This window comes from Kitasatospora sp. MBT63, from assembly GCF_000710465.2.
Lineage (GTDB): Bacteria > Actinomycetota > Actinomycetes > Streptomycetales > Streptomycetaceae > Kitasatospora.
Map to the genome: position 1 here is coordinate 762 of NZ_JAIZ01000779.1, position 23,411 is coordinate 24,172.

18 protein-coding genes and 1 pseudogene are annotated in these 23,411 nt (G+C 73.2%); 5 read left to right on the forward strand and 14 right to left on the reverse strand.

Annotated elements, in window-relative coordinates; all coding sequences use genetic code 11:
• Both AA75_RS53095 and AA75_RS40410 read left to right on the forward strand, forming a co-directional pair.
• On the forward strand, positions 1-1,407 hold a 1,407-nt coding region (locus AA75_RS53095), incomplete at its 5' end, for a collagenase (RefSeq protein WP_033825504.1).
• Positions 1,408-1,571: 164 nt separating this feature from the next.
• Complete coding sequence (locus AA75_RS40410) at positions 1,572-3,371, forward strand: glycoside hydrolase family 36 protein (RefSeq protein WP_051814253.1); 1,800 nt, start codon at positions 1,572-1,574, stop codon at positions 3,369-3,371.
• Positions 3,372-3,448: 77 nt separating this feature from the next.
• On the opposite strand, the gene AA75_RS40415 is transcribed toward AA75_RS40410, so the two are convergent.
• The 5 genes from AA75_RS40415 to AA75_RS40435 form a co-directional block, all read right to left on the reverse strand.
• Positions 3,449-3,823, reverse strand: coding sequence for a hypothetical protein (locus tag AA75_RS40415; protein WP_033825478.1), 375 nt, complete (start codon positions 3,821-3,823; stop codon positions 3,449-3,451).
• Between the two features lie 70 nt (positions 3,824-3,893).
• Positions 3,894-4,346 (reverse strand): roadblock/LC7 domain-containing protein, encoded by a 453-nt coding sequence (locus AA75_RS40420; RefSeq protein ID WP_051814254.1) that lies wholly within the window; start codon positions 4,344-4,346, stop codon positions 3,894-3,896.
• 37 nt (positions 4,347-4,383) lie between these two features.
• On the reverse strand, positions 4,384-5,376 hold the full coding sequence (locus AA75_RS40425) for a hypothetical protein (protein ID WP_051814256.1): 993 nt from the start codon (positions 5,374-5,376) through the stop codon (positions 4,384-4,386).
• Positions 5,376-5,759, reverse strand: coding sequence for a hypothetical protein (locus tag AA75_RS40430; RefSeq protein WP_033825508.1), 384 nt, complete (start codon positions 5,757-5,759; stop codon positions 5,376-5,378). The genes AA75_RS40425 and AA75_RS40430 overlap by 1 nt, the downstream gene beginning before the upstream one ends.
• A 310-nt stretch (positions 5,760-6,069) precedes the next feature.
• Positions 6,070-7,572, reverse strand: a complete 1,503-nt coding sequence (locus AA75_RS40435) for an FAD-dependent monooxygenase (protein ID WP_033825479.1) — start codon at positions 7,570-7,572, stop codon at positions 6,070-6,072.
• A gap of 109 nt (positions 7,573-7,681) precedes the next feature.
• Here AA75_RS40435 and AA75_RS40440 point away from each other — a divergent pair, with 109 nt between their 5' ends.
• Positions 7,682-8,323, forward strand: a complete 642-nt coding sequence (locus tag AA75_RS40440; RefSeq protein ID WP_033825480.1) for a TetR/AcrR family transcriptional regulator — start codon at positions 7,682-7,684, stop codon at positions 8,321-8,323.
• Between the two features lie 101 nt (positions 8,324-8,424).
• On the opposite strand, the gene AA75_RS40445 is transcribed toward AA75_RS40440, so the two are convergent.
• Both AA75_RS40445 and AA75_RS40450 read right to left on the reverse strand, forming a co-directional pair.
• Positions 8,425-10,803 (reverse strand): immune inhibitor A domain-containing protein, encoded by a 2,379-nt coding sequence (locus tag AA75_RS40445; RefSeq protein ID WP_233289410.1) that lies wholly within the window; start codon positions 10,801-10,803, stop codon positions 8,425-8,427.
• A gap of 123 nt (positions 10,804-10,926) precedes the next feature.
• Positions 10,927-13,014 (reverse strand): prolyl oligopeptidase family serine peptidase, encoded by a 2,088-nt coding sequence (locus AA75_RS40450; RefSeq protein ID WP_199520537.1) that lies wholly within the window; start codon positions 13,012-13,014, stop codon positions 10,927-10,929.
• A 93-nt stretch (positions 13,015-13,107) separates the two neighbouring features.
• Here AA75_RS40450 and AA75_RS40455 point away from each other — a divergent pair, with 93 nt between their 5' ends.
• Entirely contained in the window at positions 13,108-14,301 is a 1,194-nt protein-coding gene (locus AA75_RS40455; protein ID WP_033825481.1) for an aminotransferase class V-fold PLP-dependent enzyme, read from the forward strand.
• 160 nt (positions 14,302-14,461) lie between these two features.
• On the opposite strand, the pseudogene AA75_RS51250 reads toward AA75_RS40455, so the two are convergent.
• The 4 genes and pseudogenes from AA75_RS51250 to AA75_RS40470 all read right to left on the reverse strand — a co-directional run.
• Positions 14,462-14,797: pseudogene (locus AA75_RS51250) on the reverse strand (ArsR/SmtB family transcription factor); the annotation flags it as partial.
• 57 nt (positions 14,798-14,854) lie between these two features.
• Complete coding sequence (locus AA75_RS40460) at positions 14,855-15,229, reverse strand: hypothetical protein (protein ID WP_033825482.1); 375 nt, start codon at positions 15,227-15,229, stop codon at positions 14,855-14,857.
• 189 nt (positions 15,230-15,418) lie between these two features.
• Complete coding sequence (locus AA75_RS40465) at positions 15,419-16,369, reverse strand: hypothetical protein (protein ID WP_033825483.1); 951 nt, start codon at positions 16,367-16,369, stop codon at positions 15,419-15,421.
• 103 nt (positions 16,370-16,472) lie between these two features.
• Complete coding sequence (locus AA75_RS40470; RefSeq protein ID WP_033825484.1) at positions 16,473-16,877, reverse strand: peptidase inhibitor family I36 protein; 405 nt, start codon at positions 16,875-16,877, stop codon at positions 16,473-16,475.
• 388 nt (positions 16,878-17,265) lie between these two features.
• On the opposite strand from AA75_RS40470, the gene AA75_RS40475 reads away from it, so the two are divergent.
• Entirely contained in the window at positions 17,266-20,130 is a 2,865-nt protein-coding gene (locus AA75_RS40475) for an RNA helicase (protein ID WP_233289411.1), read from the forward strand.
• Between the two features lie 134 nt (positions 20,131-20,264).
• Here AA75_RS40475 and AA75_RS40480 read toward each other — a convergent pair whose 3' ends face one another.
• The 3 genes from AA75_RS40480 to AA75_RS40490 form a co-directional block, all read right to left on the reverse strand.
• Positions 20,265-21,182: a 5'-3' exonuclease gene (locus AA75_RS40480; protein ID WP_033825512.1), complete on the reverse strand. Its 918-nt coding sequence runs from the start codon at positions 21,180-21,182 to the stop codon at positions 20,265-20,267.
• 75 nt (positions 21,183-21,257) lie between these two features.
• A complete protein-coding gene (locus tag AA75_RS40485; RefSeq protein WP_033825485.1) occupies positions 21,258-22,331 on the reverse strand; it encodes a cation diffusion facilitator family transporter in 1,074 nt (357 codons plus the stop codon).
• 199 nt (positions 22,332-22,530) lie between these two features.
• Positions 22,531-23,283, reverse strand: coding sequence for a gamma-glutamyl-gamma-aminobutyrate hydrolase family protein (locus tag AA75_RS40490; protein WP_033825486.1), 753 nt, complete (start codon positions 23,281-23,283; stop codon positions 22,531-22,533).
• Between the last annotated feature and the right edge of the window lie 128 nt (positions 23,284-23,411).

Below are 23,411 nucleotides of genomic sequence, written 5' to 3' on the forward strand. Positions count from 1 at the left end.
GCCTCCGCCGCCCACCTCAAGGGCACCGCCAACGAGTGGGTGGCCCGCGACGCGATGGCCGAGTACGGCCGCACCGGGCAGATCGCCGCGCTGCGCGCCGCGCTCACCGCGGACCTCGGCCCGCTGCTGGACACCACCAAGGCGGTCTTCGGCGAGTACTCCGCCCCCTGGGTCAAGGTCGTCGGCTGGGCCAACTTCTACGGCGTCTGCGCGCAGTTCGGCGTCTGCACCGCCCAGATCGAGGCCAGGCTCTTCCCGTACACCTACAAGTACGACAACGGCGCGCTCGAGGTGCACACCGCCCTCGACAAGGCCACCGTCGACCAGATGTACTACGCCAGCAAGCAGGTGAAGACGCAGTTCTTCCGGGTGCTCGGCACCGACGTGCCGCTCACCGGCGACGTCAACTCCACCCTGCACATCCACCTCTACGCCTCGCGCGCGGACTACGAGGTCTACCACCCGCTGCTGACCGGGATGGCCACCAACAACGGCGGCATCTACATCGAGAACGGCGCCACCTTCTACACCTACCAGCGCCGGGTGCCGCAGGACTCCACCCTGACCCTGGAGGAGCTGTTCCGGCACGAGTACACCCACTACCTGAACGGCCGCTGGGCCACCCCCGGCACCTTCGGTGAGCCGCGCTGGTACGACAACGACCTCACCACCGCGATGGACGAGGGCACCGCCGAGTTCTTCGACGGCTCCACCCGCGACCAGGGCGTCCTGGTCCGCAGGTCGCTGGTGGCCAAGCTCGCCCAGGACGAGGCCGCCGGCATCCCGCGGATGAGCATCAACGAGCTGATCCACGCCCGCTACACCGACACCCCGGCGTTCCACTTCTACAACTACGCCGGAACCTTCTTCGAGTTCCTGTGGCTCCAACACCCCTCGCAGCTGCGCGAGATGTACGGCTACCTGCGGGCCGACAACCCGGCCGGCTTCGACGCCTGGCGCACCCGGGTCGGCTCCGACCGCGCGCTGCAGGGCCAGTACAGCGCCTTCCTGGACACGCAGATCGCCCAGTTGTCCACCCTGTACGTCCCCAGTACCTCCTTCACCCCCAACGGGTACCTGAAGTTCGCCTACCCGGCCGAGGTGCAGTCCGCCATCGCCGCGGCCACCTCCAACACGCCGTCCTGCAAGGACAACGGTGACTGGGACAACAAGCCGATGCGGTTCGTCTGCACCGGCCGGATCACCGCCAACCTCTCCGACTCCACCAGCCCCGACGCGGTCTTCAAGGACATGTCCTCCACCGTCGACTACTTCATCCTGCAGCGCACCAAGGGCGTCGCGAACAACCTCGACGACATGAACTGCTCCTTCGGCAAGGTCGACGTGTGGACCGGCGGCAAGGCCGGCACCGCCGACTACACCTGCGAGGGCCCGCTCCGCAGGTGACAGACCCCCGGTCGGGCGCGGCGGGGAACCGTAACAGCGGGCCGCGCCCGGCCGGGTCCCACCCCGCTCCCCGCAACTCCCGTACGGGCCGGACGTCCTGACCGCTTCCGCGCCCGGCCCGTACGGGCCCACCGCCCACCCGCCCCGGAAGGCAGCCAGCACCCGTGACCGAGACGCTCAGCTGGGACGGCAGCGCGCCGCCCTCCGACCGCACCGAGACCAGCCGGCCGGTCGACACCGGACTCGCCGTACCTGGCCTGAAGGTCAGGGCCACCGCCGTCGGCGCCACCGGGGTGACCGTACGCACCACCGCCCGCGGCCCGGGCGTGGTGCTGATCGAGGCCACCGCCACCGGCCCCGACGACCGGCTGCCCACCCGGCTGCGGGTGGAGTGGCGGCTCCCGTGCACCGGGGCGAGCGCCTACTGGACCCCCGACACCGGCCACCGCTGGCTGCCGCCGTCCTGGAACCGGCCGCGCGAGGCCTCACTGCCCAAGGGCGCGCCCGTCGGCAGCCTGGTCGGCGCCGGCGACCGGGCGCTGTGCACCTTCGCCGTCGGCGAACCGGTGCTGCCGGTCTCGATCGGCGAGGGTGCGGTCGAGGAGACCGGCGAGTTCAGCTTCTGGACCGAGCACCAGGGCACCGAGCTGCGGCTGCTGCTCGACCTGAGCGGCCGCCACTTCGCCGACACCGTCCGCGCCGCAGCCGCCTGGTGGGCCGCCGAACTGCCCACCGCCCCGGTCCCCGACGCCGCCTTCGAACCCGTCTTCTGCACCTGGTACACCCTGCACCTGGCGATGACCGCGGCCGACGTCGAACGGCTGGCGGCGCTCGCCGCACCGCTCGGCTTCCGCTCGCTGATCGTCGACGACGGCTGGCAGACCGACGAGGACAGCCGCTCGTACGCCACCACCGGCGACTGGCGGCCCGCCCCGGCCGGTTTCCCCGACTTCGCCGGCCACGTCCGCCGGGTCCGCGCCCTCGGGCTCAACTACCTGCTCTGGCACGCGCTGCCGTTCGCCGGCGAACGCAGCGCCGCCGCCGGTACGCTGGCCGCCCACTCGCTGGCCCACCTGGCGAAACTGCAGACCCACGTGCTCGACCCGCGCAGCGCCACCGTCCGGGCGCACCAGGTGGAACGGCTGGCCGCCGCCGTGGAGCAGCACGGGGTGGACGGCCTCAAGATCGACTTCATCGACACCTTCGCCCGGGCCGAGGCCGCCACCGGCTCACCCGAGGCCGACTGCGACACCGTCGCCGAAGGCGTGCACCGCCTGCTCACCGACCTGGACACCCGGCTGCGCGCCACCCGGCCCGAGGTCCTGGTCGAGCACCGGCAGGACTACACCGGACCCGGCCTGTGGCCGTTCGCCACCATGGTCCGGGCCACCGACTGCCCGCACAACGCCACCGAGAACCGCACCCGCACCGCCGACCTGCGGCTCACGGCCGGCCCGCTCGCCGTCCACGCCGACCCGCTCACCTGGCACCCGGACGAGAGCCCCGAGCAGATCGCCGTCCTGTTCCAGTCGGTGCTCTTCGCCACCCCGCAGGTCTCGGTCGACCTCGCCGCCCAGCGGCCGGAGCAGCTGGCCGTGGTGCGGTTCTGGCTCTCCGTCATGCGCGAGCACACCGGCGTACTGCAGCGCGGCGAACTGCGCCCGCACCGGCCCGAGCTCGGCTACCCGCTGATCGAGGCGCGGCACGACGGCACCCTGGCGTTCGGCCGGTACGCACCGCTGCCCGCCGTCGTGACGGGGGAGTGGCACACCCTGCTGCTGGCCAACGCCGACCCGGACCCGCAGGTGCGGCTGGTCCTCGACGGCCCGCCGGGGCCGCTGACGCTGCAGGTCAGGGACTGCACGGGGGCCGTACTGAGCGAGGAGGCGCGGACGCCGGACGGACCGGAGCTGGTGGTCCGGGTGCCGACCGGCGGTCTGCTGACGGTCCGTCGCGGCCGGTAGCGGGGCCTCCCGGCGGACCGAGCCCCGCCCGGTGGGCCCTGTCCCGGCGGCGCGGCCGGGACAGGGCCCACCCGTCGTCAGACCTCCAGGTCGGCCTCGATCCGCTTCAGCTGGTGGCGGGCCATCGCCAGGTTGGCCCGGCCCTTGTCCAGCGCCAGGTACAGGAACAGGCCCTTGCCGGAGCGGCTGGTCAGTGGCCTGATCAGGTGGTACTGGCTGCTGAGCGAGATCAGGATGTCCTCGATGGCCTCCTTGAGATTGAGCATCTCGATCGCCCGGACCTTCGCCCGCACCACGTCCGTATTGCCGGCCGCGGCGACGTTCAGGTCCAGATCGGGCGAGCCGCCGATGGTGCCCAGCGCCATACCGCTGTTGTAGTCGACCAGTGCGACACCGATAGTGCCGTCGATCGAGTTCATGATGTCCTTGAGAGCGGCGTCGGTGCTTGCCATGGTGTCCTCTTTCCTTGGATTTCTTCCGGTGGTGTGGTTGGTGCAGTGGTCCGGGGCCGGGCGGGCCGGGTCAGTCGCGCTCGTGGCGCTCCAGGGCCGCGTCGGTGATCGCCGCGATCCGCCCGCCCGCCCGGCGGGCCTCCAGGTGCAGCCGGCCGATGTTGGCGTCCGGCCCGGCGAGCAGGGTCAGCACCACGAAGGCGCCGGCCGCGTAGGTCGCCGTGTAGCCGGAGTCCCCCCTGGTCAGCAGCTCGCGGAAGCCGCCCTGACCGGTCGCCTCGGCGAGCCGGGCGCCGATCCCGAGTGCGGCCGCGGTCAGCGCGGCGACCCCGGAGGGCTCCAGGTCGGTGGTGTCGTGGGCGACCACCAGACCGTCGATGGTCGCCACCAGGGAGCCGGTCAGGTGCGGGACCCTGGCCCGCAGCCCGCGTAGCTCGGTGAGCACCTCGGGCTCGGCCAGCACTTCGGGGTCGATCAGGATGGGAGGCCGGCGGCCGGTGAACTGTCGCAAGGTGCGCTTCATGACTCGGTCGGGCGGACGGAACGGACGGGTGGAACACTCACAGTCGGGCCTCCAGGCCGGCTCGGATCCTGAGCAGCAGGGCGACGTGCGGATCTGACGGGTCGTAGGGCAGAGCGGTGGCGACCGCCGGGTGGACGGCCACCGGTGCGGCGGCGGGTACGGCTACGGCCACCGGGACCGGTACGGCCACCGCGACCGGTACGGCCTGTGGTGCGGCGTGCCGCGGCCGGGTGGGGAGCAGCACCTGCGGGGGGCCGACGGGCACGGCCGGGCGCATCGCCGTCCGCGGCGGTGGAACCGTCGGGATCGGTGGGATCGCCGGGATCGGCGGCGCGGTGGACTCGATCAGCCCGCCGGCCGCCAGGTGCCGGATGTCCAGCACCGTGCCGAAGGCCGAACGGCCCAGCAGCAGCGCGATGTCGGCCGGGGTCCGGTGGCCGTCGGCGGCGTCCAGGACGGCCCGGCGGCGGCGGGAGCAGGCGGTGGGAACGGCACCCGGGCGGCGGCGCACGGCGGCGGCGTCCAGCTGCGGGCACGGCCAGACCCGGTCCAGCAGGGCCCGGCGGCGGCCGACGGCGGCCCGCAGCTCCCGTACGGACATCGGCCGGGCCAGCGTGAACTCGGGCCGGGCGGCGGCCGAGAAGCGGATCTCGCCGCCGTCCTGGGCGAGCGCGAAGAAGGCGGCGTCCAGCACGGCGGTCAGCTGGCACAGCTGGAGCTCGCTGCGGCTCACCCGGCCCGAGCGGACCAGCTGTTCGGCCATCGGCAGGCCGGTGGCGAGGTGGCCGGCCCACTCGGCGGCGGAGAGCCGGCCGCAGCCGGTGAGCAGCGCCTCGACGCTCGCGGCGGCCGGGCTCTCGGCGTGCACCACGTATCCGTCCACCAGGTGGAGGGTTCCGGCGGCGCCGGCCATGGTGCCGTCGGCGCGCTGGGCCGCGAGGTCGGTCAGGGCGGTTTCGAAGACCGTGGCGGGGGAGCAGCCGGAGCGGCGCCGGCGGGGCAGGCGCTGGGCGGCCAGCGTCGCGGGCATCAGTCGAGCACCAACTGTTCGGCGATGGCGGCCAGTCTGAGTCTGGACATCGCCAGGTTGGCGCGGTCGCGGTCGAGCCGCAGGTACAGGATGAGGTTGCTGTCGAAGTCGGTGTCGAGGAAGCGCACCAGGTGGTAGGTGCCGGCCGAGCTGAGGATGACGTCCTCGGCCGGGGCGGTGCCGGAGGCGGGGTCGGCGAAGGAGGCGCTCTGGGTCACCGCTCTGGCCAGTTCGGTCGCGTCGGCGGCGCCGACCTCGTGGTCACCGCCCGGGCCCTCCCCGGCGGTGCCCAGCGCGAGCCCGCTGGTCCAGTCGACCAGGCTGACGCCGAGCGCACCCGGCACAGCCATGGCCTCGGTAAGGCAGTCATCGATCCCCGGCACCGACACGCACCCCTCCTGCGCACCCGTGGGGGGTGCGCGCCCGGCACCGCGCTCACTGGCGGTAACCTGTTCGGAGCGCAACGCTAACCCCCAACGTTCGAGCGCGGGCCGGAATCCGTCATATTCGTCTGGCATATGCCCGAATCTGTTAGGGTCACCGGCCGTTTCTGTGCGGAGGACCGGCCGGTCCCCGCCCGGCCCCGCGGGGTGTCCGGCGGCCCGTGCCGTCGGCGAACCCGTAGGGCGGGGGCGGCAGTTGGGATCCTGGTAGGCTCCGGGCGGTGGCCGAAACCGCGGGCCGCGCCGGGCGCTACAGTGCGGCGAGGTACGCCCGTACGGTGTCGTGCGCGCCGGGGCCGGCCGGGACGGTGAGGGCCACGTGGTTGTCCGGCCGCACCAGTACCAGCGCGTCACCCTCGATCCCGTACGCCCGGCGGACGTGGCTGTCCGGGTCCGCCGCGCTCCCGGGGCCGGCCGCCAGCGCGAGCGGACGGACGTGCGGGGCGAGCCCGGTGAGGGCCGGGCGGCTGTCCGGGCCGAAGCCGAGCAGGGTGAAGTGGCTGCCGGCGAAGGTCTCGAAGAGCCGCGTCGGGGTGCCGTCCGGCGCGGTGTACGGCGCGTCGGGGGCCCGGTCGCCGGCCCGCAGCGGGCCGCCCAGCAGGTCCTCGGCGAGTGAGCTGTCGCGGTACCCGATGGTCAGACCGCTGGTGTCGGTGAGCCGGCCGGCCTCCACCCCGACGCCGGGGGTCCGCACGCCCTCGGCCACCGCGGCCATGCCCGCACTGCTGACGCCCAGCGTCCAGGCCGCGACCGGCAGCCGCTCCTCCTGGTAGGTGTCCAGCAGGCCGGGGCCGGCCAGGCCGGTCAGCACGTGGCCGAGCTTCCAGCCCAGGTTCCAGGCGTCCTGGATGCCGGTGTTCATGCCCAGGCCGCCCGCGATCGGGTGGACGTGGGCGCTGTCCCCGGCGAGCAGCACCCGGCCGACCCGGTAGCGGTCCACCATCCGGACGTTGACCCGCCAGGTGGTCAGCCAGGTCGCCCGGGACAGCCGGATGTCGCGGCGGCCGGTGCGCTGCTCGACCAGCCGCTGGAAGCTCTCCAGCGAGGGCGGCAGCGGGGCGCCGTCGGCGTCGACCTCGGGTGTGGCCTGCAGCTGCCAGACGGACTCGCCCGGGAACGGGCAGAGCATCAGCGCGCCCTCCGGGCCGAACCACTGGTGCCAGGCGTCGGGCTCCAGGCCCGCCACCTCGACGTCGCCGACCACCAGCGCGAACTCCGGGTCGCTGGTGCCCTCGAGCGGGATGCCGAGCTGCTTGCGCACCGTGCTGCGGCCGCCGTCGCAGCCCACCAGGTGGTCGGCGGTGAGGGTGCGGCCGTCGGCGAGCAGGACCCGCACCCCGTCCGGGCCCTGCTCGAACCGGTCGAGGCGGCTGTCGAGTTCGACCTGTCCGCCCAGCTCGGCGAGCAGCTCGCGCAGGGCGCCCTCGACCTTCCACTGCGGCAGGAACAGGCCTGTCGGGTAGGGCGTGCCGGGCGTCGGCCGGGCGTCCGCGTAGGGGTCGGTGTCGGCGATGAACTCGCCGCCGAAGTACTTGCGGAACGGCAGATGGGTCCGGCCCCCGGCGGTCAGCCGGTCGAGGATCCCGAGGTCGGCCAGGGCCTCCTGGCTGCGCGCGTTGAGGGTCTTGCCGCGGGAGCCGGTGGCGAAGGCCGCCGCCTGCTCGAGCACCCGGACCCGGACGCCCTGCCGGGCCAGGCAGCAGGCCAGGGTCAGCCCGGTCGGTCCCGCTCCCACGATCCCCACGGTCTTCATCGGAGTCTCCCTCTCGTCGGTCGTGCCGTGTTCCTCCGCATCTCCAGAGAACCGCAACCGAGGAAGAAATGCAACTGAGTAACAAAAGTATCCGAGTTATGCTTGGTCCATGACCGATGAGCCGGAGGGACTGCGAGCCCTCAAGAAGCAGCGCACCCGGCAGGCGATCGCCGACACGGCGATCGGACTGTTCCTGAGGAACGGCTTCGACCGGGTGTCGGTGGCGGAGATCGCCGCCGCCGCAGAGGTCTCCAAGCCGACGCTGTTCCGCTACTTCCCCACCAAGGAGGAGCTGGTCCTGCACCGGATGGCCGACCACCTCGGCGAAGCCGCCCGGGTGGTGCGCGAGCGGCCGGCCCCGCTCACCCCGCTGGCCGCGCTGGAGCGCCACCAGCTGGAGCGGCTGGCCGCGCACGACCCGGTCACCGGCCTGTGCGAGGAGCCCGAGGTGCTCGCCTTCATGCGGCTGGTCTACGACACCCCGAGCCTGTCCTCGCACCTGCTGGACTACATCGGGCACGACATCGACGCGCTGGCAGCCGCGCTCGCCGAGGCGCTGCCGGGTGCGGGCGCACTGGCGCCGCGGCTGGTGGCGGTGCAGTTCATCGGTGTACGGCAGGAGCTGGCGAGGCTCAACTGGCAGCGCCTGGACGGCGGCACCCCGGTCGAGCAGGCGCACCGGCTGGCGGTGGCCGAGACCGTCGAGGCGGTCGCCCTGCTGCGGGGCGGCGCGGGCGGCCGCGGGTTCTGAGCGGGTCTGCCGCGCGCATGCCGAAGCGCGGGCATGCCGAAGAGGGGTGCCGGGGGTCTCCCGGCACCCCTCCCCGGGGTGGTGCGTCCGACCGGCCCGGATCAGGCGGCCGGGCCGACCTTGACGGTGGTCAGCTTGCCGCCCTGGGTCTCGCGGACGACCTCGATCTTCGTGTTGGTGTTCGGCACCTTCACGCCCAGCTGCGGTGCGGCCGGGTTGTAGTAGTCACCGGTGCGGTCGTTGAAGGCCGGCACGGCGGGCTTGGCCGGGAACTTGGTCACCGCGCTGACGTTGTGCAGCTGGAACGCGGTGGTCGGCTTCAGTGAGAAGGGCGCGTCGTAGCTCTGCATCCGGCCGTTGACCGCGGTGCCGCCGTTGAAGTAGTTCACCTCCGGGTGCGCGTCGACCGGCAGGATCAGGCCGCCGCCGAGGTGGTCCTTGGTGTTGTTGTCCTCGTAGGCGGTGTCCCACAGCCAGACCAGGACGCCCTCCTGGTACGGGTAGGTGTCGATGATGTTGGCCTTGCCCCAGATCCCGGAGTACCCGAAGTTGTACGGGCCGGTCTTCAGGTAGGCGCCGTAGCCGACGTAGCGGCGGTTCTCCACCAGGTAGGCGCGCGGGTGGTCCTTGACCGCGTCCTTGCCCTTGATGACCGAGAAGCCGGTCAGCGTCCAGCCCTGGCCGCCGCTCTCGGCGCCGTCCTCGACCAGTCGCACGCCGTCGGCGGTGACGGTGACCGCGTCGATCAGGGCGCCGCGGCCGTGGGTGTTGCCGTCCGAGGTGACGTGGAAGCGGACCTGGACCTGCTGGCCGAGGTAGGCGTCCAGCGGGATGTGCAGCTTGGTCCAGGCGTTGGAGGTACCGGTCAGGCCCGGGGTCAGCGCGGTGGTGTTGCCGATCGGCGCGCCGTCGACGGTGCCGTGCAGCGAGGTCCAGGTCTTGCCGCCGTCGGTGGATGCGTCGACCGACAGGAAGTCGTAGTCCTGCTCGACGTCGTACCAGGCGGAGGCGTCCAGGGCCGCGGAGGCACTGCGGCCGCGCAGGTCGACCGTGCGGCTCAGCGAGGCGTCCATGTTGTCGCCGGTGTCGCTCCACCACTGGGCCGCGCCCTCGGCCGGGACGGCCAGGCTGGTGGTGGTCTGCGACGGCGGCAGGTGCACCAGCACAGCCTGGGCCTGGTCGGTGTTGTAGCCGCTGACCCCCAGGGCGTGGCTGGAGCGGGTGGCGGCCTGCGCCTCGTCGTAGTTGAGCCAGCCGAGTTGCAGCTTGCTCCAGGCGTCGAGGTCACCGGGGAACTCGCCGGTGGTGTTCTTGCCCTTGCCAAGGTAGGAGGCGGAGGACATCAGCGACCAGAAGTTGACGGCGTTGTCGCCGCCGTTGGTCGGGTAGAGGTCCGGCAGGCCCAGGTTGTGGCCGTACTCGTGGGAGAACAGGCCGACGCCGCTGTTCTCGCCCGCCTGTACGTAGTCGTAGACGTACAGGCCGGTGTCGCCGACCGGCGCGCCGCCGATCCGGTTGCCCTCGGGGCCGGTCTGCCCGGTCGGGTCGGGCAGGTCCCAACTGCGGTGCGCCCACAGCGCGTCGGCGCCCTGCGCGCCGCCGCCCCAGGTCTCGTCGACGCCGGCGTGCACCACGATCACATTGTCGAGGTAGCCGTCCGGCTCGTTGAAGTCGCCGTCCTTGTCGTGGTCGTAGCGGTCCTGGACGTCGTACTGGGCCAGCTCGGCCTTGACGTCGGCGGGGGTGCGGCCCTTGGCGATCTCGCCGTCGTACCAGGCCTTGGTGGCGTCCCTGATGAACTCCTGCGCCTGGGTCCAGGCGCCGCTGCCCTGCGGGCCCTTGTTGCTGCCGTAGCGGGCCTCGTTGTACGGGACGGTGACCCAGTCGCTGACCGTGCCCTCGATGTCGTACCGGCCCGAGGACTGGGTGCGGTAGTAGTTGCGGACCGAGTTGGCGCCGGGGGAGTCGTCGAAGAACATCTGCTGGTAGAAGTCGCGACCGAAGTCGTTCTTCCAGAAGGTGTGGGTGTCGTCCTTGCCCGGCTGCGGGATGGCGTTGTGCTGCGGGCCGGGGGTGCCGCCGTAGCGCGGCTGGCCGTTGTAGAGAGTCGAGTTGTCGACCTCGTTGCCGAACTGGGCGAGGATCACGAAGACCTTGTCCTTGCGCTGCTGCGCGAGCTGGACGTAGTCGTTGCCGATCTTCACCTGGGCGGGCGTGGTGCCCGCCGAACTCCTGGCCACGGCACCGCTGTTGACCTGTTCGAGGGCGAGGCCGCGGAGCGCCTGGCGCTTGCGCTCCTGCGGTGACAGGTCCTGCTGCGGGCCCTCCTGGCCGTCGGCGGCCTGGGTGCCCGCGGAGGCCGGCTGGCCGGCCACGGTGACGGGTGCGGCGGGGCGGGCGTAGGCGGGGGTCGCCAGCATGGTCGCGGCTATCGCGCCGGTGCTGAGGGCGGCAGCGAGGGCCGCGGGGATTCTGCGCAACTGACCGGTCCTTTCCGGACGGGGGTGGTCGGGTGAGCGGGCGTAATATTTCACATGTCATCGGTCACATGGAAGGGTTGTGACTGCCGTCACCCGGGGTGTGCGATCCGCGACGGTCCGCGGTCAGGCCAGCGCGGTGCGCAGGAAGTCCAGCTCCAGGGCCGCGAGTTGCTCCATCACCCCACCCGCCGTCAGGTGGCTGACGCCCGGCAGCGTGAGCAGGCTGTGCGGGCGTCCGGCCCGCACCAGAGCCTCGGACAGCAGCAGGCTGTGCGCTGGGTGCACGTTGTCGTCCGCCAGGCCGTGGATCAGCAGCAGCGGTCGGGACAGCGCCGCGGCGTCCTCGATCAGGCAGTCGGCGAGGTAGCCCTCCGGGTTGTCCTGCGGCAGGCCCAGGTAGCGCTCGGTGTACGCGGTGTCGTACAGCCGGAAGTCGGTCGGCGGGGCCCCGGCACTGGCGGCGTGGAAGACGTCGGGGCGGCGCAGCACGGCCAGCGCCGCGAAGTAGCCGCCGTACGACCAGCCGCGCACCCCGACCCGCCCGAGGTCGAGGTCCGGGTGGCGCTCGCCGAGCGCCGCCAGCGCCGCGACCTGGTCCTCGATCGCGACCGCGGAGAACCGCCGGAAGATCGCCCGGGCGAACTCCGGTGACACGAACGGCGTGCCGCGGTTGTCGGTGGTGACCACCGCGAAGCCCTGGTCGGCCCACCACTGCCGCTGCTGCCAGCGGCGCGGCTCGTTGGCCACCGCCTGCGCCCCCGGACCGCCGTAGACGTCCAGCAGGACGGGCAGCCGTTGCCCGGCGACGTGGGCGCGGGGGTACACCACCGCGGTGGGCAGGCCGCGTTCGGTGACCCGGGCGAGCTGGGGGACGACCCGGTACGGCAGCGGCTCGGCGTGGTCGGTCAGCGGGATCTCCGCGCCGCGGAAGCGGATCCGGCGGTGGATGCCGTCCGGGGTGGCGGAGGTGAGCAGCAGGCTCTCGCCGCCCGCCGTCGCGGAGTGCACACCGGGACCGTCGGTGAGCCGTTCGGCGCCGCCGCCGTCCGGGTCGATCAGGTAGACGTGCTGGTCGGCCGGCTGGTCCTCGCCCGCCTCGACCAGCAGCCGGCCGCCCAGCCGGCCGACCACCCGGCGGATCTGGAGGTGCCTGGGGCCGAGCGGCTTGCCGTCCAGGGCGAGCGAGCGGGCCGTGCCGTCCGGGGTGTCGGCGGCGGTCAGCAGCCGGCCGCCGTCCAGCCGGGCCGGGGTGCCGGGCAGGTCGTCGACCCAGAACGCGTCGGTGGTGCGGGAGAGTTCCGTGGTCGTGCCGGTCACCGGGTCCGCGCCGAGCAGCAGCACCCGCTGCTGCAGCCGGTCGGCGACGGTGAGCAGGATCTCGCCGTCGCCCTCCCAGCCGGCCGCGGTGACGTACGGGAAGGTGTCGGCGTCCCAGCGCAGCCGGACCCGGTGGCCGTCCAGGGTGAGCACCCAGAGCTGGACGTCCGCGTTGGGGCCGCCCGCCTGCGGGTAGGCGAACGACTCCGGTGCCAGGTCGGGGTGCGCCGGATCGGCGAAATGGCGTGCGGGCAGGGCGGATTCGTCCACCCGGGCGGCCAGGACGGCGCCGCCGTCCGGGCGCCACCAGTGGCCGCGGGTGCGGCCGAGCTCCTCGGCGGCGGCGAACTCGGCGACGCCCCAGACGGCGCCGTCCGCCGGGCTGAGCGGGCCGCCCGGGTGCAGGGCGGGCGCCGGGGTGAGGTGCAGGGCGCCGTCGCTGACGTAGGCGACGCGCCGGCCGGTGGCGTCCGGACGCGGGTCGAAGGCCGGTCCCGCGGTGGGGAGTTCGACGGTGACGCGGTCCGTGGTCGAGGTGCTGAACAGCCGGCCGTCCAGGGTGAAGACGGCCGTCGACAGGTCGGCGGTGGCGGCGAAGGAGCCGATGCCGGGCGCCCACAGCCGCAGCCGCTCGCGCAGCCGCCGTTCCAGGGCGGGCAGGTCGGCCAGGTCTCCGGTGCGCTGCGGGACCAGCGCCACCGGGTCGGCGACCAGCTGTTCGCGGCGGGTCGTCAGGTCGAGCAGCCACAGCCGCTCGACCGGGTCCTGCGGTCCGGTGGAGCGCAGGAACAGCAGCCGGGTGCCGTCCGAGGAGAAGACGGCCGCGCGCGGGGAACCATGGGTGAAGCGGCCGGTGCGGGCGCTCAGGGCGAGGAAGGGGTCGGTGTGGGTCACGGGCACCGATGCTTGCCCCGGGGCGGGCCGCTCGGCTAGAACTATGCAGTGTGAAATGTCACACATCAATAGCGCCCCGATGATGGAGCCTCGATGACCCTGCCCCCGGTGACATCCCCGGCACCGACACCGCCCCCCGCACCCCTGCCCGGCACCCAGGCCCTGTTCACCCTCGACCCCTCGGTCGCCCACCTCAACCACGGCTCGTACGGGGCTGTGCCGATGCCGGTCCAACGCGCCCAGGCCAGGCTGCGGGCCGAACAGGAACAGGACCCGGACGCCTTCTTCGCCGACCTCCCGGACCGGATCGCCCGCGCCCGCGCCCGGATCGCCGCCTCGCTCGGCGCCGAGCCCGACCGGATCGCGCTGCTCACCAACGTCACCGAAGGCGTCGCGGTGGTCCTGGACTCGCTCCCGCTGGCGGACGGCGACGAGATCCTGGTGACCGACCACGGCTACGGGGTCGTCAACGACGCCGTCCGCCGCCGGGCCGCCGAGTGCGGCGCCCGGGTCCGCACCGTACGGCTGTCGCTGCACACCCCCGACGCCGAGGCCGTGCAGGCGCAGGTGCTCGCCGCGGTGGGGGAGCGCACCCGAGTCGCCGTCCTGGACCTGGTCACCTCGCCGACCGCCCGGGAGATCGCCGCCCGCCCGCTGCTGGCCGAACTCGCCGCCCGCGGTGTGATCACCGTGGTGGACGCCGCCCACGCCCCCGGAATGCTGCCGGTCCAGCTCGGCGCCGGGGCCGGCGGAGCCGACTTCTGGATCGGCAACCTGCACAAATGGGCCTTCGCCCCGCGGGCCACCGCCGTCCTCGCGGTCGGCGGCGCCTGGCGCCGCCGGATCAGGCCGCTCACCGTCTCCTGGGAGCACGACCGGGGCTTCCCGGGCCGGGTCGAGTGGCGCGGCACCTGCGACTACACGCCCTGGCTGGCCGCCCCGACCGGCTTCGCCCTGCTCGAACAGCTCGGCGCGGACCGTGTCCGCGCCCACAACGAGGCACTCGCCGACCACGGCGCCCGGCTGCTCGCCGACCACGCCGGGCTGCGCCCGCTCGCCGCCATGCCGGGCCTGGCCATGCGCGCACTGCGGCTGCCGCCCGGCACCGCCGAGAGCGAGCACGCCGCGAAGGCGCTGATGGTCGTGGTCGCCCGCCGGCTGCACACCAGGATCGCGGTCCGTCCGTGGCCGGGCGGCGGGGTCCTGCGGATCAGTGCCCAGCTGTACAACCGGCCCCAGGAGTACCTGGAGCTGGCCACCGGCCTGAAGGAACTGATCGCCCGCTAGGCACGGTCGGACCCGGCACGGTCGGACCCGGCACGGGCGGACCCGGCACGGGCGGACCCGGCACGGGCGTGCCGCGGACGCCCGGTGTCCGGTCGCGGGCCGGCGACGGCACGGCGGTCGAGGTGGTGGCGGGTCCGGAGGCGGGGTCCGGGCGGCTCCGGGCGGACCGGTCGGCCGCGCGGAGTTCGGCCAGCAGGGCGCCCTGGTCGGTGAGGAGTTCGGTGAGGATCCGGCGGGCGGCCCGGAGCAGGTCGGCGACGTCGGCGCCGGCCAGTGCGTAGATCACCGTCGAGCCCTCGCGGGTGGCCGTCACCAGGCGGGCGCGGCGGAGCTGGGCGAGTTGCTGGGAGAGGCTGGAGGGTTCGACGTCCAGCTCGGCGAGCAGGTCGCGGACGGGCGTGGGGCCGGCCTGCAGCAGTTCGAGCACCCGGATCCGGACCGGGTGGCCGAGTATCCGGAACAGTTCGGCCTTGGCCTGGTGCAGCGGCAGAGGCACCCCGCTCCCCCCTCCGCGCGTCGCTCCCTCGGCCGGTCACTGGTCCCACCCGCGGGGTCAGACCTCCAGCTGGGCCTCGATGCGCTTCAGCTGGTGCCGGGCCATCGCGAGGTTGGCGCGCGAGCGGCTGAGCGCCAGGTAGAGGAAGAGCCCGCGGCCGGTCTGCGTGGTGAGCGGCCGGATCAGGTGGTACTGGCTGCTCAGGCTGATCAGCATGTCCTCGATCTCGTTGTCGTGCAGGTTGAGCATCTCCATGGTGCGCATCTTCGCGCGGACCACGTCGGTGTTGCCGGCGGCGGCGACGTTGAGGTCGAGCTCGGTGTTGTCGCCGAGCGTGCCCATCGCCATGCCGCTGCTGTAGTCGACCAGCGCGACGCCGATCGCGCCCTCGATGGTCATGGCGTCCTTCAGCGCGGTCTCCAGAGTCGCCATCGCAGCCTCCTGCAGGTCATTCCCGCGCCGCGGTGGCGAGGTGAATGCTCCGACTGTAGGAAGCGCACCGCCGACCCCGGCCGGATGATCGGAACTGGCCCGCTGCGGTCACATCCTGACCGTCCGATGGTCGTCAGTGACGGTATGCAGACTTTTGCAACTCGGGATCTGAATGATCGGGCACCGACCTCACCCCTGCGCCACCAGCTGCGCGGCCAGCCGCAGCGAGTCCTCCTGCTGGCTCCTGGCGGCGCGCAGCAGCTCCTCGTGACCGTCCATCAGGGAGCGCTGGTACGCGGACTCGACGGCGAACCAGATCCCCACCAGATTGGTCCGGCGCTTGCACCCGACATCCGCGACCGCCGCCGCCAGCCCGGCCGGCGAGGCGAACGCCCCCTGGTCCAGCCCCAGTTCGGCCTGCGGGCTGACCGGGTTGCGGGCGTGGTAGCCGTGTTCGGCCATGCAGGAGGTCCACTGCTCGGTGGCCTTGACCACCCGGCTGTCCTGCCGGGAGCGGTCGTACCCCTCGGCGTCCATGTCCTGCACCTTCATCGGGTCGACGGAGGCCGCGGTCGGCGCCCACAGCCGCAGGTACGCCTCCCGCCGGCAGCCGCCGATCGGCACCTTGACGCCGTTGACCTCGCCGTCACCGGCGCCGGAGCGCTCCGCCTCCTCCTGGCTGCGCGGCATGGTCTTGGCGTCGGCCCGGCCGGTGCCGCCCAGCACCAGCGTCTCCGCCGGGTCCATCGAGGGCATCGGCGGCTTCTGCGGCCGGTCCTCCTCGTGCGTGCTGTAGCCGGAGGCGGCCGCGGCCGCCTCGTCGTACAGCCCGTAGCGGCGGGCGTTCTCGGCCTCGGCGGGCGGCGCCTCGGGCAGGTCGGGCACCCGGAAGCGGAAGCCGTACCGGCTCATGCACTGGTCGGTGAGGATCCGCTGGGCGCTGTCCAGCCGGTGCAGCTGCTCGGCGTCAGGGATGTAGTCCTGGAGCGGCAGCCGCAGCGCGCTCGCGTCCGCGGGCGTCGGCACGGCGGTCACCGCCGGCTCCGCCGCCGACCCGCTGCCACAGGCCGTCAGCAGGACGGCGGCGGCGGCGAGCACCACGGGCAGGGAGGTCCGGGTGGTCTGCGGCCGGCTCGGCACATTCTCTCCAGGGGGACGTCGGGTTCGGCAACGGCGGGGGACGGGATGTGCCGCCCGGCGCGGGCCGGGCGGCATCGGCGGTACGGGGTCGGCGGTACGGAGGTCAGCCCGTGTAGTACGCGGACGAGACCTGGCGCCGGAAGGTGCTGGAGGCGTTGGACATCACGCCCGGGCTCACCCAGCCGTGCCGGCCACCCCGGTTGGCGTCGGTGTAGACGTGCCAGGTGTAGCTGTCGTTGTTCCAGTAGGACTCGTTGCGGTCGTTCGGGTTCCCGCCGTACACCGGCCAGCTGAGGTAGCCGAAGTTGTCCTTCGAGGTGTAGAGGTCGAGCACCATCGCCGTGGTGTCAGGTCCGCTGTACAGCGAGAACTCGCCGTTGTCCGTCGTGCCGTTCAGCTCGGTGGCGGTGGCCGTGGCGGCGCCGGTCAGGCCGAGCACGGCGGCGGTGGCGAGGGCGAGGAGGGCCGTGATCAGGCGGTGCGGGAGCCGGTGGCGGTTGGCCAGCATGCGGCTTGCCTCTCTGGGAGTGGTCGGGGAGTAGGCGGTGCGTGAGTCCTGTGCCTGGAACCTCGTACCGGGACAGTGGACCAGCCCTGTGACTCGCTGCACAGGCTCGATTGCGCCACGTTGCCGAACGGCTGGCCGATTTCGTGTCGACAAACCGCTAAAAACGCAGCAAGGCCCGCCATGCTCCCGGAGCGTGGAAAAACGGTGCTATCGATGTCAGTCCCGGCGGGTAATCTCAGGCTGAGATGCTCGATCACCACACCACCCACCACACCAGCTGCGCCCCGACGGCCTCCCAAGCCCCGGCCCCGCAGCCGCAGGCGTCGCCGTCTGCGCGCCCGTCCCGCCCCTCGGGGCCGTCCGCCCGCGGGAAGAAGAGGTGACGCCGATGAACAGCGCCATGCCGGGCCGCAGCGACCAGCTCGGTGACCAGGAGCAGCTCAGCCCCGCCGAGGCCTACCAGGCCGCCCGGCGCCGGGCCGAGGTGCAGGCGACCGCCCTCCACGGCTTCCAGGAGCTGTACGACTTCCCGCTCGACCCCTTCCAGCTGGAGGCCTGCGAGGCCGTCGAGGCCGGCCAGGGCGTCCTGGTGGCGGCCCCCACCGGCTCCGGCAAGACCATCGTGGGCGAGTTCGCCGTCCACCTGGCGCTGGCCGGCGGCCGCAAGTGCTTCTACACCACCCCCATCAAGGCCCTGTCGAACCAGAAGTTCGGCGACCTGGTCAAGCGCTACGGCGCCGACAAGGTCGGCCTGCTCACCGGCGACAACTCGGTCAACGGCGACGCCCCCGTGGTGGTGATGACCACCGAGGTGCTGCGCAACATGCTCTACGCGGGCTCGCGCGCCCTCGACGGCCTCGGCTACGTGGTGATGGACGAGGTCCACTACCTCGCCGACCGCTTCCGCGGCGCGGTCTGGGAAGAGGTGATCATCCACCTCCCGGAGTCCGTCACCCTGGTCTCGCTCTCCGCCACCGTCTCCAACGCCGAGGAGTTCGGCGACTGGCTCGACACCGTGCGCGGCGGCACCAAGGTGATCGTCTCCGAGCACCGCCCGGTCCCGCTCTGGCAGCACGTGATGGCCGGCAACCGGATGTACGACCTGTTCGCCAGCCCCGACCGCGACGGCCGCCCCAAGGACGCCCCGCGCAACCCGGCCAAGGCGGTCAACCCCGAACTGGTCCGGCTCGCCCGCTCCGAGCAGGACCGCGGCGGCCGCGACCGGTTCGCCAAGGGCCGCGGCCGCTCCATGCCCACCGGCCGCCCCACCCGGATCTGGACCCCCGGCCGGGTCGACGTGATCGAACGCCTCGACGCCGAGGGCCTGCTCCCCGCCATCACCTTCATCTTCAGCCGGGCCGGCTGCGAGGCCGCCGTCCAGCAGTGCCTCACCTCGGGCCTTCGGCTCAACCGGGAGGCCGACCGGGCCGTGGTCCGGGAGATCGTCGAGCAGCGCTGCGCCGACATCCCCGACGAGGACCTGCACGTGCTCGGCTACTTCGAGTGGCTGGACGGCCTGGAGCGCGGCATCGCCGCCCACCACGCCGGCATGCTGCCGAGGTTCAAGGAAGTGGTCGAGGAGCTCTTCGTGAAGGGCCTGGTCAAGGCGGTCTTCGCGACCGAGACCCTCGCCCTCGGCATCAACATGCCCGCCCGCTCGGTGGTCATGGAGAAGCTGGTCAAGTGGAACGGCGAGACCCACGCCGACGTCACCCCCGGCGAGTACACCCAGCTCACCGGCCGGGCCGGCCGCCGCGGCATCGACGTCGAGGGCCACGCCGTGGTGCTCTGGCAGCGCGGCCTCGACCCGGAGGCCCTGGCCGGGCTGGCGGGCACCCGCACCTACCCGCTGCGCTCCTCGTTCCGCCCGTCCTACAACATGGCCGTCAACCTGGTCGGCCAGTTCGGCCGGCACCGCTCCCGGGAACTGCTGGAGACCTCCTTCGCGCAGTTCCAGGCCGACCGCTCGGTGGTCGGCATCGCCCGCCAGGTCCAGCGCAACGAAGAGGGCCTGGACGGGTACCGCGAGTCGATGACCTGCCACCTCGGCGACTTCGACGAGTACATGGCGCTGCGGCACGCCCTGCGCGAGCGGGAGAACGAACTCGCCCGCGAGGGCAGCAGCCAGCGCCGGGCCGCCGCGATCCAGTCCATCGAGCAGCTCAAGCCGGGCGACGTGATCCACGTGCCGACCGGCAAGTTCGCCGGCCTCGCCCTGGTCCTCGACCCCGGCCTGCCGCCGGTCAGCCGCTCACCGCGGACCAGCCGCCACCCCGACTACCAGGACGGGCCCCGCCCGGTGGTGCTCACCGCCGAACGGCAGGTCAAGCGGCTCGCGATGATCGACTTCCCGCACCCGGTCCAGGCGCTGGAGCGGGTCAAGATCCCCAAGTCCTTCAACCCGCGCAGCCCGCAGTCCCGCCGCGACCTCGCCTCCGCCCTGCGGACCAAGGCCGGCCACCTGGAGCCCGAGCGGTACCGCAAGGGCCGCGCCGCCGCCGCCGACGACGAGGTCATCGCCCGGCTGCGCGGCGAACTGCGGCAGCACCCCTGCCACGGCTGCGACGAACGCGAGGACCACGCCCGCTGGGCCGAGCGCTACCACCGCCTGCACCGCGACACCGAACTGCTGGAACGCCGGATGCGCTCGCGCACCCACACCATCGCCCGCACCTTCGACCGCGTCTGCGGCCTGCTCACCGACCTCGGCTACCTCAGCGCGGACACCGTCACCGACGACGGCAAGCGGCTCGGCCGGCTCTACGGCGAACTCGACCTGCTCGCCTCCGAGTGCATCCGCGAAGGCGTCTGGTCGGGCCTCGCCGCCGCCGAACTCGCCGCCTGCGCCTCCGCCCTGGTCTACGAGGCCCGGCAGTCCGACGACGCCACCGCCCCCCGGGTCCCCGAGGGCGGCGCCAAGGAGGCGCTCGGCCAGATGGTCCGGATCTGGGGCCACCTCGACGCCCTGGAGGAGCAGCACCGGATCTCCACCGCCGAGGGCGTCGGCCAGCGCGAACCCGACCTCGGCTTCGCCTGGGCCGCCTACCGCTGGGCGCTCGGCCACAACCTGGACTCCGTCCTGCGCGACGCCGACATGCCGGCCGGCGACTTCGTCCGCTGGACCAAGCAACTGATCGACGTCCTGGGCCAGATCCAGGACGCGGCAGGCGACGACACCGACCTGCGGAGCACCGCCCGCAAGGCGGTCGACGCCCTCCGCCGCGGCATCATCGCCTACTCCTCGGTCGGCTGACCCCAGGGGCAACCGTTCAGGGGCGCGGGGAACTGCGCGAAGTCGGGAGGGCACTCGTTGAACCCTTCCGCTCTCGCGCAGTTCCCCGCGCCCCTGTCTTTTGGCCGGCCCAGCGTGCAAGGGGCGCGCCTGATCTACGCCTCGGCGGGCGGCAGGGCCAGTGCGGCGAGCACGCGTTCCAGCGAACTCCCCAGGTTCCAGCGGGTGGAGAGGTCCTCGAGGGTCATCGGGTCGAGCGGTTCGGCCGGCAGGGCCGGGTCGTAGGCGGGGAGCGGGCAGTCGGTGGCGACCCGGACCACGGTGGGGGCGACGTCGAGGTAGCCCGATCCGTCCAGGAGGTTCTTGCGCCGGGCCGGGGTCAGCTTGGAGTCGGGGTCGAGTGCGGCTGCCCGGATCCCGCCCAGATCGCCGTACATGTGCAGCAGTTGGGCGGCGGTCTTCTCGCCGATGCCCTTGACCCCCGGCAGCCCGTCGCTGGCGTCCCCGCGCAGGGCCGCCAGGTCGGCGTAGGAGGCGCCGTCGACGCCGTACTTCTCCCGCAGCAGCCGGTCGTCGGTGACCTGCAGCTGCCCGACCCCCTTCACGGGGTAGAGCACGGTGACCCGCCGCGCGTCGTCGACCAGCTGGAACAGGTCCCGGTCGCCGGTGACGATCTGGACCGGCCCGGCGGCCCGCGCGGTGAGCGTGCCGATCACGTCGTCCGCCTCGTAGCCGGGCGAGCCGACCCGGGCGATGCCGAGCGCGTCCAGGACCTGTTCGATGACCGGGACCTGGGGGGAGAGGGTGTCCGGGATCTCCTCCTCGCCGTCCTCGGCGGGCTCGGCGGCGAGCCGGTGGGTCTTGTACGAGGGGATCAGGTCGACCCGCCACTGCGGGCGCCAGTCGGCGTCCATGCAGGCGACCAGCTGGTCGGGCCGGTGGTCCTGGACCAGGCGGGCGATGAAGTCGAGCAGGCCGCGGACGGCGTTCACCGGCTGCCCGTCGGGTGACTTCATGGACTCCGGCACGCCGAAGTAGGCGCGGAAGTAGAGGCTGGCGGTGTCGAGCAGCATCAGGCGGGGTGCGGTCACCCTCAGATCATGCCGCACCACGCTGACGTTCCGTCGGTCCGGCGGACCACGCGTCGGTCAGTGCTCGTGCGGTCCGGCGCGGTGGACGGGGCCGTGGGCGTCGGCGCAGTGTTCCCACGGTTCGGTGCCCGGGCCGGTGATCTGCAGCAGCCCCTGGGCGTCGTCCTCGCCGACGTGGTCGACCTGGAGGGTGCTGTGGCTGATCCGGTACTCCTCGCGCAGCCGCCGCTGCAGCGTGCGGCGGACGGCGTGGCAGTCGCCGCCGGGGGTGACCAGGATGTGTGCGGACAGGGCGGGCTGCCCGGAGGTGATCTCCCAGATGTGCAGGTCGTGGATCTCCTCGACCATGGGGGAGGCGACCATCCGGTCGGCGACCACGTCGGGGTCGATGCCGGCGGGGGCGGCCTCCAGGAAGATCCGTCCGGAGTCCCGGACCAGGCCGACGCCGGCCCTGAGCATCAGTGCCACCACGATCAGCGAGGCGATGGCGTCGGCCTGCTCGAATCCGGTGGTGAGCACGATGGCGCCGGCCACCGCGGTGGCGATGAAGGCGTACAGGTCGGTCAGTACGTGCTGGAAGGCGCCCTCGACGTTGAGCGAGCTGCGGTTGGCCTTGGACATGCACCAGGTCGCGGCGATGTTGACGACGATCCCGACCAGCGCGGTGACCAGCACCAGCGCGCCCTCCACCGCGGGCGGGTGGATCAGGCGCTGGACGGCCTCGTAGCCGAGCCAGGCGGACAGCACCAGCAGCGTGACGCCGTTGGCCTGGGCGGAGAGGATCTCGGCCCGCTTGAGCCCGTAGGTGTAGCCGCCGCGGGCGGGCCGGGCGGCGAGCCGCATGGCGACCAGGGCCAGCACAATGGAGGCCGCGTCGGTGAGCATGTGGGCGGCGTCGGAGATCAGGGCCAGCGACTGGGCGGCGAAGCCGACCACCACCTCGCCGGCCATGAAGACCACGATCAGCGCGAGTGCGCTGAGCAGCCAGCGGCGGTCGGCGTCGGCGGCCACCGCGTGCGAGTGCCCGCCGTGCCCGCCGTGGTCGTGCGCGCTGTGGCCGTGCCCGCTGTGGTCCGAACCGCCCGGGTCGTGCGTCTGGTGGTCGTGTCCCTGGTGGTCGTGGCCGCCCATCGAGATCCTCTCCCGCACGCTCCGGTCGCCGGGCGCAACTGCCCGTCCACGAAGTGAACCCCAGATCGGAGGAAGATCCAAAGCCTGCACTGGTGACCGTTGTCGTTCCCGCCGGACGGGCTACCGCGGGGCCGCCGAGCGGCCGAGTGGCGGCCCGTCCGCGCGGCGGGCGGGGCGGCGGCCGGGGCGGTCCCGGCGGTCAGCCGACCGGCTGCAGTTCGGGGGCACGGGCGGCCGCGGCGGCACCCACCAGCGCCTGCATCACCCGCAGGTCCTCGCCCTGCTCGGGGTGCCACTGCACGCCGAGCACGAAGGCGCCGCCGGCGGTGTCCTCCACCGCCTCGACGGTGCCGTCCTCGGCCCGGGCGCAGACCGTCAGCCCTTCGCCGAGCCGGTCCACCGCCTGGTGGTGCGAGGTCGGCACCACCACGCTCTCCGTCCCGAGCACCCCGCCCAGCCCGGTGCCCGCGAGCGCGCGGACGGCGTGCCGCCCGTAGCTGCCCTCGCCGCCCGCGTGGCCCTCGTGGTGGACCACATCGGGCAGGTGCTGGATCAGCGAGCCGCCCCGGACCACGTTCAGCAGCTGCATCCCCCGGCAGATCCCCAGCACCGGGACGCCGCCGGCCAGCGCGGCGCGCAGCAGCGCTGCCTCCCAGGCGTCCCGCTCGGGTGCGTCGGCCTCGGTCCGGGGGTGGGCGGGCTCGTGGTAGAGGAGCGGGTCGACGTCCTCGCCGCCGGCGATCACCAGGCCGTCCAGCCGGGCCAGCGCGGCGGGCGCGTGTTCGGGGGCGTCCGGCGGGAGCAGGACGGCGACGCCGCCGGAGTCCCGGACCAGGGCCGGGTAGCGCTCGGGCAGCATGACCGCGAGCCGGCGGTCGAAGCGGCCCCAGGCGGCCGTGGTGCGGTAGGTGCTGATGCCGATGACGGGCCGTTGGGCGATGCCGTGGGTCATGCCGGGAATTCTGCCGTCTCGTGGGGCGCGATGCGGCCGCTGGGGCGATCCGGGTGAGCGGTGTGTCTTTCTCATCCGAATCTCATCGGGGGAGCGCCAATCTCAGCTCCCGCTGATTCCGTGCTTAT